Below are 12,786 nucleotides of genomic sequence, written 5' to 3' on the forward strand. Positions count from 1 at the left end.
CGACGCGGCCGTCAGTCGGGCAGCAGGTCCGGACGGACCCGGCGCGTGCGCTCGAGCTGCTGCTCGCGCCGCCAGGAGGCGATGGCGCCGTGGTTGCCGCTGCGCAGGACCTCGGGCACGGCGAGGCCGCGCCACTCGGGCGGCTTCGTGTAGCTGGGGTGCTCGAGCAGACCGTCGGAGTGGCTCTCCTCGACGAGGCTCGCGGGGTTGCCGACGACGCCCGGCACCAGTCGCCCGATGGCCTCGATCATCGCCATCACCGCGACCTCGCCGCCGTTCAGCACGTAGTCGCCGAGGCTCACGAGCCGCACGCGGGCGCGGGTCGCGGTGTGGTCCACCACGCGCTGGTCGATGCCCTCGTACCGGCCGCAGCCGAAGGCGAGGTGCGGCTCGGCGGAGAGCTCCTGCGCCATCGCCTGCGTGAAGACGTCGCCCGCGGGCGACGGGAAGATGACGACGGGATCCGTGTCGTCGGCGAGGACCTCGTCGATCGCCTCGCCCCACGGCTCGGGGCGCATGACCATGCCGGCGCCGCCGCCGTACGGGGTGTCGTCGACGGTGCGGTGCCGGTCGTGCGTGAAGGAGCGGAGGTCGTGCAGGCGCAGGTCGATGAGGCCGGACTGCCGAGCACGGCCGAGGAGGGAGATGTCGAGCACCCCGAAGAACTCCGGGAAGATCGAGACGATGTCGATCCGCATGTCAGCGGGCGTCGTCGGCCTCGGACGCGGGATCCGCGCCGGGTTCGGATCCGCCCTGCCCGGCCGCGGGAGCGTCGCTCGCGGAGGCATTGGACGCGGGCGCGTCGGACGCAGGCTCCGGAGCCTCGGCGACGTCCTCGAAGAGCCCGAGCGGCGGCGTGACCACCAGGGTGCCGGCCTCGACGTCGACCGAGGGCACGATGGCCTGGACGAAGGGGACGAGGACCGTGCCGGAGGGCGTGTCGACGTGCAGCAGGTCCTGCGCCGGGAAGTGGTCGACGAGCGAGACGGTGCCGACCTCGACGCCGTCGCGGAGGACCTTCAGCCCCACCAGCTGGTGGTCGTACCAGGCGTCGGGCTCGGCGGGCTCGTCGGCGGGGGGCGTCATCCAGAGGATGGCCTTCGCGAGCGACTCGGCGGCCGTGCGGTCGGCGACGCCCTCGAAGAAGCCGACGGGGTGGCTGTTGTACCAGCGCAGCTCGGTGAGCGTGAGGGTGCGGCCGTGCCAGGGCGAGGACTCCGGGACCTGCAGGCTGAACTCGGCGCCGGGGACGAAGCGCTTGGCGGGATCGTCGGTGAACAGCTCGAGCTTCACGGCGCCCTTGAGCCCGTGCGCCTTGGTGAGCCGACCCACGCGGAACGCCGCGGGGTCCCGGCCCTCGACCTCAGGAATCGGTGTCCACCACATCGACGCGGACGCGCTGGCCGTCGGCGAGAGCCGACACCAGGGTCCGAAGGGCCTTCGCGGTGCGACCCGCGCGGCCGATGACCCGGCCGAGGTCCTCGGGGTGCACGCGCACCTCGAGGACCTCGCCGCGGGGGGATCCCTTGCTCGTCACGGAGACGTCGTCCGGGTGCTCGACGATGCCCTTGACCAGATGAGCGAGCGCGGGAGCGAGCATGGGCTAGGCCTGCTCCTCGGTCGCCTCGGCAGGGGCCTCGACGGCCTCCGGCGCGGGGGCGGCCTTCTCGGTCTTGGGCTTGAGGACCGGCTTCTTCTTCTCGTCGGCGACGTAGGCGGGCTTCGCCTCGCGGGTGCGGACGGTGGAGACCGCGTCCTTGTCGCCCTTGAAGCGACCCCAGTCGCCCGTGAGCTTGAGGAGGGCCTCGACCTGCTCGGTGGGCTGGGCGCCCACGGAGAGCCAGTACTGCGCCCGCTCCGACTGGACCTCGATGAACGAGGGCTCCTCGGTGGGGTGGTACTTGCCGATCTCCTCGATGACGCGGCCGTCGCGCTTGGTGCGCGAGTCGGCGACGACGATGCGGTAATACGGCGCGCGGATCTTGCCCAGGCGCTTCAGACGGATCTTGACAGCCACAATTCTCCTGAATTTCTTTGTGTGGGGTGAACTGACGGCCGTGAGCGTGGGGGCACACTCGGCATAGGTTCGATGGGGTCTCGCGGCGCCTGATTAGAGGGTCGGACGATCGCGGACTCGACAGATCATTATGGCAGACGCCGGCCGTCGCCAATACCCCGTCCCCGGCGCGCCGCACGGCGCCACCGCCCGGCTGCCCCGGAGGGTGCGTGGCATGATCGGACGACACCCGGCGCATGCGCCCCGAGACCCCGTGGACGGCAGGACCCGCATGCAGATCGACTTCGCCCGGCAGCCGCCCTCCCGCGTCGGGATCGAGTGGGAGCTCGCGTGCGTCGACCGCGGCTCCGGGGAGCTCGCGGGGGCCGCGCCCGAGATCCTCCGCTCGTTCCCGCATGACGACGCGCATCCGCACGTGACCGGGGAGTTCCTCACCAACACGGTCGAGGTCGTGAGCGCGCCGCACGCCCGGGTCGGCGACGCGGTGGACGACCTCGCCCGCCTCATCGAGCGCGTGGTGGACGTCGCCGACCCGCTCGGCATCGACCTGATGTGCGCCGGCACCCATCCCTTCAGCGCCTGGCCGGACCAGGACGTGACGCCCGACAACGAGCGGTACGCCACCCTCCTCGACCGCACCAGGTGGTGGGGTCGGCAGATGATGATCTGGGGCGTGCACGTGCACGTCGGCATCGACGACGCGTCCAAGGCGCTCCCCATCCTCAACGCGCTGCTCGTGCACCTCCCCCGGTTCCAGGCGCTCAGCGCGTCGAGCCCCTACTGGTCGGGGCAGGAGACGGGGTACGCGTCCAACCGCGCGCTCATGTTCCAGCAGCTGCCGACCGCGGGGCTGCCGCCGGACCTGACGACCTGGGCCGATTACGAGCGGCTCGTGGGCGACATGACGCACGTGGGCGTCATCGACCACCACAGCGAGCTGCGGTGGGACATCCGGCCGGCGCCGAAGTGGGGCACCCTCGAGACGCGCGTGTTCGACGGCGTGTCCACGCTGCGGGAGATCGCGTCGCTGGCCGCCCTCGTGCAGTGCCTCGTGCACGACATGTCCGCCGCGCTCGACCGCGGCGAGGAGCTGCCGCGGATGCAGCCGTGGTTCGTGCGCGAGAACAAGTGGCGCGCGGCGCGGTACGGGATGGACGCCATCGTGATCCAGGACGCGGCGGGCGACGAGGCCCTCGTCGGCGACGACACGCGGGCCCTCGTGGAGCGCCTCTCCCCCGTGGCCGAGGAGCTCGGCTGCGCGGCCGAGCTCGGCGGGATCCTCGACATCGTCGACGGCGGCGCGAGCTACCAGCGGCAGCTGCGCGTCGCGGAGGAGAACGACGGGGCGCTCGCCCCGGTGGTGACGCACCTCGTGGAGGAGCTGCGCTCAGGACTCGGTCGGTGACCCGGGGCAGACTGTCGAGGTGAGCCCCGCCGTCGACATCGTCATCCTCGTCGTCGCGGTCGTGGCCGCCCTCGCCGGCTGGCGTCGCGGGGCCATCGTCACCGTCGCCGGGTTGGCCGGGATCGTGCTGGGCGTGCTGCTGGCGCTCGCCATCACGCCCGCGTTCCTCGCGCTGCTCGACCGGTTCGGCGTGGCCACGGGGATCATGCGGACCGTCGCCGCCGCGCTGCTGATGCTCGTGACGACCTCGCTCGTGAGCGGGATCCTCGCCCAGGTCGCCAGCGTCCTCACGCGCCTGCTGCGTCCCCGCGGCGCGGCGCAGGGCCTCGACCGCGGGGTCGGCGCGGTCGCCGGCCTCGCCGCGTGGGCGGTGTCGGTGTGGTTCATCGGCGGCTTCCTCGGATCCAGCGGCGTGATCCCGGCCGTGCAGCTCGCGTCCTCCTCGCGCATCCTCGCGACCCTCGACCGCGTCAGCCCGATCTCCAGCGGCTCCGCGCTCTCCGCGCTCGACGACGCGCTGCACGACGTGGGCTACCCGCGCGTCTTCGCGAACGGCCAGGAGTCGATCGCCGACACGGCGGCGCCCGACGCCGACGTGCCCGACGCGGTGCGGCGGTCCGCTGGCAGCGTCGTGAAGATCCTCTCCTCGGCGCCCGCGTGCGGCACGTCGTCGTCCGGCAGCGGCTGGGTCGTGCAGGACGGGCGCGTGGTCACCAACGCGCACGTCGTGACCGGGTCCGACGAGGTCTACGTGCAGCCGGGCGGCACGGGAGAGCTGCTGCGGGCCCGGCTGGTCGTGTTCGACCCGGCCCGCGACGTCGCCGTCCTCGCGGTGCCGGGGCTCACCGCCGCACCCCTCGCGCTCGGCGACGAGCTCGGCCCGTCCGACGAGGCCGTGGTCGCGGGGTATCCCGGCGGCGGGCCGTACCAGGCCACCGGTGCGCGCGTCCGCGAAGTGGTGCAGGCGCTCGGCACGGACATCCAGCACGAGCAGCCGGTGACGCGCGAGATCTACTCCGTGCGCGGCACCGTCCGCCCGGGCGACTCGGGCGGCGCCCTGTTCGACGTGCAGGGCCGTGTGGTCGGCCTGGTGTTCGCGACCTCGACCGTCGACTCCCAGACGGGCTACGCGATGACGCTCGACGAGATCGCGCCCGTGCTGCAGCAGGCCGGCGCCACGGCGCCCGTCGACTCGGGCCGCTGCTCCGTCTGATCCGGCTGCGCGGCCCGACCGCGACGCCTCACGCCGCGACCACCGACAGCACGTTGCCGGCCGGATCGTGGAACCACGCGATGTCGGGGCCGTGCCCGCGCATGATGCCGCGGGCGTCCGTCGGCATCCCCTCGTCGATCGCGGTGACGATGCCGCGGTCGTTCAGCACGACCACCGCCGCCTCCACGTCCTCCACCGCGAGGTTCAGGACGGTGAACGCGGCGGGGACGTGGTCCGGCTTGGGATAGACGAGGACGTGCGCGCCGGATCCGGGGAGCACGAGCCGGAGCATGCCCATCTCGGGCACCTCCTCGACCTCGAGGCCGAGCGTGCCGCGGTAGAAGGCGAGCGCGGCGGGGACGTCGTCCACGCTGAAGCCGCTGAAGGCGGCGACGGGTGCGAACACGTGGGGCTCCTGACGCGCGGGCCGCGACGGACGGCCGCGACGCTGACCCCACCGTGGCACGCCGCGCCCCGCGCGTCGAGGGCGTGCGACGACGGCGCCCTCCCCGTGGGGAGGACGCCGTCGAGGGCGGTGCGGGTCGACCGGGTCAGCGGCCGAGGAACTTCTGCAGCGAGGCGAGCTCCTCCTCGCTCGGGGCGCCCTTCGCGCCGCCCTTCGCCGCCCCGGCCAGGCCGAAGCCGGAACCCGCGGGAGCCGTCGGGCCCCCGATCCGCTGGCCGGACGCGAGCGCCGCGTTCTCCTGCGCGCGCTTGGCGGGATTGCCTGACTTCGAGCCCTTCTTCTTCTGCTGCACGGGCTTCCGGCTCGAGTGCGCGCCGGGCATCGGGCCCATGCCGGGGATCTGCGGCATGCCGCCGCGGGCGACCGTGCGCATCATCTTCGAGGCCTGCTCGAAGCGCTCCACGAGCCCGTTGACGTCGGTGACGGTCATGCCGGATCCGCGCGCGATGCGGAGGCGACGCGAGCCGTTGAGGAGCTTCGGGTTCTGGCGCTCCGCCTTGGTCATCGACTGGATGATCGCCTCGGTGCGGACGATCTCCTTCTCGTCGAAGTTCTCGAGCTGCTCCTTCATGGCGCCCATGCCGGGGAGCATGCCCATCATCTTCTTGATGGAGCCCTTGCCGCGCAGCTGCTGCATCTGCTTGAGGAAGTCGTCGAGCGTGAAGCTGTCGTTCGCGAGCTTCGCGGCGACCTCCATGGCCTCCTCCTCGTCGAAGGCCTGCTGGGCCTGCTCGATGAGGGTGAGGATGTCGCCGAGGTCGAGGATGCGGCTCGCCATGCGGTCGGGGTGGAAGGGCTCGAAGTCGTCGAGGCCCTCGCCCGTGGACGCGAACATGATGGGGCGGCCGGTGACGGAGGCGACCGACAGGGCCGCGCCGCCGCGTGCGTCGCCGTCGAGCTTGGAGAGCACGACGCCCGTGAAGTCGACGCCGTCCTGGAAGGCCTTCGCGGTCGCGACCGCGTCCTGGCCGATCATGGCGTCGATGACGAAGAGGACCTCGTCGGGGTCGGTGGCCTTGCGGATGTCCGCGGCCTGCTTCATGAGCTCCTGGTCGACGCCGAGGCGGCCGGCCGTGTCGATGATGACGACGCTGTACTGCTTGTCGACGGCGTGCTTCATCGCGTCCTTGGCGACGCGCACCGGGTTGCCGCGGCCGTTGCCGGGCTCGGGCGCGAAGACGGGGACGCCGGCCTGCTCGCCGACGACCTGCAGCTGCTGGACGGCGTTGGGGCGCTGGAGGTCGGCCGCCACCAGCATGGGCGTGTGGCCGTCCTTGGCGAGCCACTTGCCGAGCTTGCCGGCGAGGGTCGTCTTGCCCGCGCCCTGGAGCCCGGCGAGCATGATGACCGTCGGCGGGCGCTTGGCGAACTGGATGCGACGCTGCTCGCCGCCGAGGATCGCGACGAGCTCCTCGTTGACGATCTGCACGACCTGCTGGGCCGGGTTCAGCGCCTGGCTGACCTCGCCGCCCAGGGCGCGCTCGCGGACGGACGCGGTGAAGGCCTTGACGACATCGAGCGCGACGTCGGCCTCGAGGAGCGCGCGGCGGATCTCGCGGACGGTGCCGTCGACGTCGGCGGCGCTGAGCTTGCCCTTGCCGCGCAGGTTCTTGAAGGTCTCGGCGAGGCGGTCCGAGAGTGTTCCGAAGGTAGCCATGGTGGGTCCAGCTTAACCGGCGCCGGCCGGGCGCCGGGTCAGCCGACCAGGTTCTGCGCGAACACGTGCGGCGTGAACCCCGTGAGGTCGCCGATGCCCTCGCCCTGGCCGATGAGCTTGATCGGGATGCCCGTGCGCTCCTGCACGTTGAGGATGAAGCCGCCCTTGGCGGATCCGTCGAGCTTCGTGATGACGAGCCCCGTGACGCCGCCGTGCTCGATGAAGGCCTGCGCCTGCGCGAGCCCGTTCTGGCCGGTCGTCGCGTCGAGCACGAGGAGCACCTCGGCGATGGGCGACTGCTTCTCCACGACGCGGCGGATCTTCGACAGCTCGTCCATGAGGCCGCCCTTGGTGTGCAGGCGGCCGGCGGTGTCGATGATCACCATCTCGGTGCCCGTGCGCATCGCGTGCTCGACGGTCTGGAAGGCGACGCTCGCGGGATCCTGCCCCGGCTGCTGGGGACGCACGATCTCCACGCCCGCGCGCTCCGCCCAGGTGGCGAGCTGGTCGACGGCCGCGGCGCGGAACGTGTCGGCCGCGCCGACCACGACCGTGCGGCCGTAGTTGCGCAGGAACTTGGCGAACTTGCCGATGGTGGTGGTCTTGCCGACGCCGTTGACGCCGACGACGAGGATCACGGCGGGCCGGGCGCTGAGCTTCAGCGTGGGGTCGTGCTTCGCGAGCCGCTCCTCGATGCTCTCGCGGAGCATGCGCTGGAGGTCGCGCGGGTCGGTCGTACGGTAGCGCTCGACCTTCTGGCGGAGGTCGTCGATGGTGGCCTCGGTGACGTCGGGGCCGAAGTCCGCGGTGATGAGGGCGGTCTCGAGGTCGTCCCACGTGGTCTCGTCGATCGTCGGCTTCGCGAACATGCCGCGGAGCGCGCCGGAGAGGGACCAGGGGGTGCGGGCTGCCATGTGCCCAGCGTAGCCGCGGGTCAGGAGGCGGCCGGCGCCTCCGCGGCGTCGACGTCGGCGGGGTCCGCGTCGACAGCCGCGGCGTCTGCGGATGCGGCGGCCGGCGTCGTCGGACGCGCCTCGCGGCTCACGCGCTGGCCGACGACCGCGCTGACGCCGTCCTGCCGCATCGAGACGCCGTAGAGCGCGTCGGCGATCTCCATGGTGCGCTTCTGGTGCGTGATCACGATGAGCTGCGACGTGTCGCGGAGCTGCTCGAGGATCGTGAGCAGGCGGCCGAGGTTCGCGTCGTCGAGCGCCGCCTCCACCTCGTCCATGATGTAGAACGGGCTCGGCCGGGCCGTGAAAATCGCGATGAGCAGGGCCACGGCCGCCAGCGACCGCTCGCCGCCGGACAGCAGCGACAGCCGCTCGATGCGCTTGCCTGCCGGACGCACGCTGACCTCGATGCCGGTGGTGAGGAGGTCCTCCGGGTCGGTGAGGTGGATGCTGCCGGTGCCGCCCGGGAAGAGGATCGGGAAGACGCGGTCGAACGCCTGGCGCGTGTCCTCGAAGGCGGCGGCGAACACGCCCTGCATCGTGCGGTCGATGTCGTCGATGATCGTGAGCAGGTCCTTGCGCGTCGCCGTGAGGTCGGCGAGCTGGTCGGTGAGGAAGAGGTGGCGCTGTTCGAGCGCGGCGAACTCCTCGAGGGCGAGCGGGTTGACGCGGCCGAGCTGGGCGAGCGTCCGCTCCGCCTGCTGCAGGCGCGCGCGCTGCTCCTCGCGGTCGAAGGGGCGGGTGGGGACGGGATCCGCGGCGTCGTCCTCGTCGTCGTCGCTCGTGGCGGCGTCGTCGGCCGCGTCGGCCGCATCCCCCGGGGCGCCGTCGCCCTGGACGGACTCGGCGCCCACGGCGGACTCGGCGGACTCGGGACCCTCGTCGTCCGCGGGCTCCTCCGCCGACCGCGGACGCTGACGCGGCGGGAGCGGCGCCTCCTCGGGCACGGGCACGTCCGGCCCGTACTCGGCGACGAGCACCTCCTCCCCCAGGCCGAGCTCGCTCGCGGCGCGCTCCAGCAGCTGGGAGACCTGCAGGCGCTTCTCGTAGATCTGCAGCTCGAGGCCGTGCACGTCCTCGGTGATCCCGTGCAGGCGCTCCCGCAGCTCGGCCTCCTCGCGGCGGAGGGCGGCGAGCTCGGCGTTGCGGCCGGCGCGGGACTCCTCCGCGCGGGCGAGCACCAGCCGCGCCTCGGCCGTGCTCCGGTCGGCGGCGCGGACCACGGCAGGCAGCGCGTCGGCGACCGACGCGGCACGGGCGATCTGGCGGCGTCGGATCACCTGTCGGCGCGCGGCCTCCTCCGCGGCGGCACGCTCGGCGGCCAGGCGGCGCTCGAGCGCGACCGTGCGCTCCTGCTCCGCCCGCACGCGCTCGCGCGCGGTCTCGACCTGGAGGCGCGCCTCGATCTCCGCCTCGCGCGCGGCCTCCCACTCGGCGACGAGGGCGTCGCGGCCGCTCGCGTCGAGCACGGGTCGGGGGCGGGAACGGGCCTCGTCGAGCGCGCGACGGGCGGCGTCGTTCGCGGCGACGGCTTCGTCGACGGACGCGCTCGCCAGGTCGAGGCCGCGCTGCACGCGCGCGAGCTCGGCCGCGGCGGACTCGGCCTGGGCGCGCGACCTGCTGAGGCGCTCGGCGTGGGCGGCGAGGCGCGCGTCGGCCTCGCGGAGGCCGCCGAGCGCCGTGGCCGCGCGCTCCCGGGCGGCGCGGAGGCGCTCCCTGCCGGCCGCGAGGTCCACCTGGAGGTCGTCGATGCGGGCACGGACGCCCGTGAGCGTCGACGCGGCGGCCTCCCGCGCGGCGACGAGCTCGAGCTTGGAGCGCGTGGCGCCGGATCCGCCGCGCAGCACATGCGCGGAGAGCACCTCGCCCGCGCGGGTGATGGCGGTGGCGGGTGCGTCCGGCCCGTCGAGGAGGGCGACCGCCTGCGCGAGGTCCTCCACGATGACGACGCCCGCGAGGATCCGACGGACGCCGTCGGGCGCGTCGACCACCGAGGATGCGGGTACCGGGGCGCCGTCGGACGCGGCGGGCGGGCCGTCCGCCGCCGCGCCGGTTCCCGCGACCACCACCTCGACGCGGCCCAGGTCGTCGTCCACCGCGCGGCGGAGCGCCGCCACGGCGTCCTCGTGCGTGTCGGCGAGCACCGCGTCGGCGAGCGTGCCGAGGGCGGCGGCGACCGCGGCCTCGAAGCCCGGGTGCACGTGCACGTGCTCCGCGAGGAGACCCCGGATGCCGGAGAGACCCGCGGCGACGAGGTCGCTGGATCCGTCGCGCTGGTCGAGCGCGCTGGCGAGGGCCTGCTCGCGGGCGGCCAGGGCGTCGCGCTCGCGCTCCCTCGCGTGCAGCTCCTCGCGCACGGCCTCGATGGCCGACTCCTCGGTGGCGACGTCGGCCTGCGCGTCCTCGTAGGCGCGCGTCAGCTCGGATCCGCCCTGCTCGTCGGCCTCCCCCTCCGCCTCGCCGCGCTCCCGCTCCGCCTCGGCCGCGGCGAGCCGGGCCCGCGCCGCGTCGAGCGCGTTCTGCTGCCGGAGCACCTCGCCGCGCACGGCCGCGAGCCGGGAGCCCGCGGTCTCGGCGCGACCCGTGAGGCCCGCGATCTCGAGGTCGTGCCGGGAGACGAGCGCGCTCTGCGCCTGGATCTCCTCGTCGAGCGCGTCGAGCGCCTGACGCGACGCGGCGGTCGCCTGGCGCGCGGACGCCCAGCCCGCCTCCGCCTCGGCGATGAGCGCGACCAGCCGCTCGGCCTCGTCGCGGGACTCCTGCACCTGCGCGGGCGTGGTGCCGGTCGCGGCCTCGGGGGCGTCGTCGGCGGATCCGAGGAGCGCGAGCCGCTGCTGCGCGAGGGAGAGCAGGTTCCGCAGGCGCTCCTGCACCTGCTCCAGCGCGAAGGCCGTGCGGCGGGCGCCGTCGACCTCGTCGCCCTCCTGCTCCTCGACGATGCGCTCGGACCGCAGCACCGCCCGGTCGAGCTTCTCCTGCAGCACCATGCGCTCGGTCGTGCGCTCCTCCTCCGTGCGGGTGTGCTCGGCGAGCGCGCGGCGGAGGCCCACGACCTCGTCGGCCACGAGCCGGGCGCGCGCGTCGCGCACGACCGCGGCGACGGTCTGCGCCTGCCGTGCGACCTCCGCCTGCCGCCCGAGGGGCTTCAGCTGGCGGCGGATCTCCCCCGCCAGGTCGTTCAGCCGCGTGAGGTTCGCCTGCATGCCCTCGAGCTTGCGGAGGGTGCGCTCCTTGCGGCGGCGGTGCTTGAGGATCCCCGCGGCCTCCTCGATGAAGCCGCGCCGCTCCTCGGGGGTCGCGCGCAGGACGTTGTCGAGCCGGCCCTGGCCGACGATGACGTGCATCTCCCGGCCGAGCCCGGAGTCGCTCAGCAGCTCCTGCACGTCGAGCAGGCGGCAGGACGTGCCGTTGATCGCGTACTCGCTGCCGCCGTTGCGGAAGAGCGTGCGGCGGATCGCGACCTCGGTGTAGTCGATGGGGAGCGCGCCGTCGGCGTTGTCGATCGTGAGCGTGACCTCCGCGCGACCGAGCGGCCCGCGCGTGGACGTGCCGGCGAAGATGACGTCCTCCATCTTGCCGCCGCGGAGGGTCTTGGCGCCCTGCTCCCCCATCACCCAGGCGAGGGCGTCGACGACGTTCGACTTGCCGGATCCGTTCGGGCCGACGACGCAGGTCACGCCCGTCTCGAACTGGAACGTGGTCGGCTGCGCGAACGACTTGAACCCCTTGAGGGTCAGGCTCTTCAGGTGCACGCCCGTCGCCCTCCTCGCGTCATGGTCTGGATCACGGTACCGGACGCCCGGGCCCGGGCCCGGAGCCGGAGCCGCGCGTGACGGGTCGGCGCCGCGGGTCCGCGCGACGCGCGCCGATAGCGTGGGGCCCGCGGGCCGTCGACGGCCGCGCACGCCGACGAGGGAGCCGACCATGCCGCACGACCCCGCCGCCCGGCCTGCCGTCGTCGAGGAGGTCCGCCCGCCGTCGGCCCCCGGCGCCGCCGGCTGGGACGACTTCGTGGCGCTCACCGACGTCGTGAACCGGGCGCAGTCGCACGACCTCGGGCACGACGTGTTCGTCTGGCTCCCGCAGGAGCTCATCGCCGACTACGCCGACGTCGCGCACGTGGGGAAGCGCCTGTTCGCGGCGCGCGTCGACGGCCGCATCGTGGGGCGCGGGCTCCTCAGCACCTGGCTGAACGACCCCGCCACCTCCGACGTCGCCGTGTCCGTGCTCCCCGAGCACCGGGGGCGCGGGATCGGGCGGGCGCTCCGGGAGCGCGTGGAGCGGATCGCGCTCGACGACGGCTGCCGCACCCTCACCGGCTTCACGATGCACCGCGCCGAGCCCGTCGGCACCCCGATCCCGTCGCCGACCGGGATCGGCGCGGTCGGTGCGGACGACCCCGCGGCGCGCTTCGTCGTGGCTGCCGGGTACCGGCTCGGACAGACTGCGCGCACGAGCTCGCTCGACACCCGGGCCGCAGCCCCGACGCTCGCCGTGCACCTCGCGGACGCGCGTCGCGCCGCGGGCGACGCCTACCGGGTCGTCTCCTGGGTCGACGCGACCCCCGAGCACCTCCTCGACGACCTCGCCGTGCTGCACACGCGCATGTCAACCGACACCCCGCAGGGCGACCTCCCGCAGGCCGAGGACCCGTGGGACGCCGCGCGTCTCCGCGAGGCCGAGGCCCGCCGCGCGTCCTCCGGCCGCACGGGCCTCACCACGGCGGTCGAGCACGTGGCGACGGGACGCCTCGTGGGCTTTACGGAGATCGCCGTCTCCCCCAGCGGCCGGCGCTCCGACGGCCACGAGTACACCTACCAGCAGGACACGCTCGTGCTCGCCGAGCACCGCGGCCACCGCCTCGGCATGCTCCTCAAGGTCGAGAACCTGCTGCTCCTCGCGCGCGAAGCGCCCGGGGCGGACCGCGTCGTCACCTGGAACGCCGACGAGAACCGGCCGATGCTCGCGGTGAACGAGGCGCTCGGCTTCCGACACGTGGGCACGAGCGGGAGCTGGCTGCGCGAGGTCGGGCAGGAGCGCTGACCGTGGACCGCGCCCGGCTCGACATGATCTCG

Annotated in this window: 11 protein-coding genes; 3 read left to right on the top strand and 8 right to left on the bottom strand. The window is 73.9% G+C overall.

Annotated features, from left to right (window positions below; genetic code table 11):
* Positions 1 to 11 precede the first annotated feature (11 nt).
* From trmD to rpsP, 4 genes are read right to left on the bottom strand one after another with little or no spacing between them, the layout of a single operon-like run.
* The gene (gene trmD, locus PED38_RS06505) at positions 12 to 698 is read right to left on the bottom strand and encodes a tRNA (guanosine(37)-N1)-methyltransferase TrmD (protein ID WP_063072664.1); all 687 of its coding nucleotides are present in this window, start codon (positions 696 to 698) and stop codon (positions 12 to 14) included.
* Position 699: 1 nt separating this feature from the next.
* Positions 700 to 1,386, bottom strand: coding sequence for a ribosome maturation factor RimM (gene rimM, locus PED38_RS06510; protein ID WP_107490213.1), 687 nt, complete (start codon positions 1,384 to 1,386; stop codon positions 700 to 702).
* Positions 1,364 to 1,600, bottom strand: a complete 237-nt coding sequence (locus PED38_RS06515; protein WP_012038054.1) for an RNA-binding protein — start codon at positions 1,598 to 1,600, stop codon at positions 1,364 to 1,366. Before PED38_RS06515 ends, rimM begins: the two co-directional genes overlap by 23 nt.
* Positions 1,601 to 1,603: 3 nt before the next feature.
* Entirely contained in the window at positions 1,604 to 2,017 is a 414-nt protein-coding gene (gene rpsP / locus PED38_RS06520; protein ID WP_063072662.1) for a 30S ribosomal protein S16, read from the bottom strand.
* A 271-nt stretch (positions 2,018 to 2,288) separates the two neighbouring features.
* Here rpsP and PED38_RS06525 point away from each other — a divergent pair, with 271 nt between their 5' ends.
* On the top strand, positions 2,289 to 3,422 hold the full coding sequence (locus PED38_RS06525) for a glutamate--cysteine ligase (protein ID WP_063072661.1): 1,134 nt from the start codon (positions 2,289 to 2,291) through the stop codon (positions 3,420 to 3,422).
* Between the two features lie 19 nt (positions 3,423 to 3,441).
* Positions 3,442 to 4,635, top strand: a complete 1,194-nt coding sequence (locus PED38_RS06530) for a MarP family serine protease (RefSeq protein ID WP_063072660.1) — start codon at positions 3,442 to 3,444, stop codon at positions 4,633 to 4,635.
* Between the two features lie 28 nt (positions 4,636 to 4,663).
* Here PED38_RS06530 and PED38_RS06535 read toward each other — a convergent pair whose 3' ends face one another.
* The 4 genes from PED38_RS06535 to PED38_RS06550 all read right to left on the bottom strand — a co-directional run bounded on the left by PED38_RS06535 (position 4,664) and on the right by PED38_RS06550 (position 11,463).
* The gene (locus tag PED38_RS06535) at positions 4,664 to 5,041 is read right to left on the bottom strand and encodes a VOC family protein (protein ID WP_270980394.1); all 378 of its coding nucleotides are present in this window, start codon (positions 5,039 to 5,041) and stop codon (positions 4,664 to 4,666) included.
* A gap of 145 nt (positions 5,042 to 5,186) precedes the next feature.
* Positions 5,187 to 6,758, bottom strand: coding sequence for a signal recognition particle protein (gene ffh / locus PED38_RS06540; RefSeq protein WP_270980396.1), 1,572 nt, complete (start codon positions 6,756 to 6,758; stop codon positions 5,187 to 5,189).
* Positions 6,759 to 6,796: 38 nt separating this feature from the next.
* Positions 6,797 to 7,672 carry a signal recognition particle-docking protein FtsY gene (gene ftsY, locus PED38_RS06545; RefSeq protein WP_063072657.1) on the bottom strand — a complete coding sequence of 292 codons (876 nt, stop codon included), beginning with the start codon at positions 7,670 to 7,672 and terminating at the stop codon, positions 6,797 to 6,799.
* 20 nt (positions 7,673 to 7,692) lie between these two features.
* Complete coding sequence (locus PED38_RS06550) at positions 7,693 to 11,463, bottom strand: AAA family ATPase (protein ID WP_270980397.1); 3,771 nt, start codon at positions 11,461 to 11,463, stop codon at positions 7,693 to 7,695.
* A 172-nt stretch (positions 11,464 to 11,635) separates the two neighbouring features.
* Between PED38_RS06550 and PED38_RS06555 the strand changes: the two genes are divergently transcribed.
* Positions 11,636 to 12,754 (top strand): GNAT family N-acetyltransferase, encoded by a 1,119-nt coding sequence (locus tag PED38_RS06555; protein ID WP_270980398.1) that lies wholly within the window; start codon positions 11,636 to 11,638, stop codon positions 12,752 to 12,754.
* The last annotated feature ends 32 nt before the right edge of the window (positions 12,755 to 12,786 follow it).

The sequence above is a fragment of the Clavibacter sp. CT19 genome, assembly GCF_027858075.1.
GTDB classification, from domain to species: Bacteria; Actinomycetota; Actinomycetes; order Actinomycetales; family Microbacteriaceae; genus Clavibacter; species Clavibacter tessellarius_A.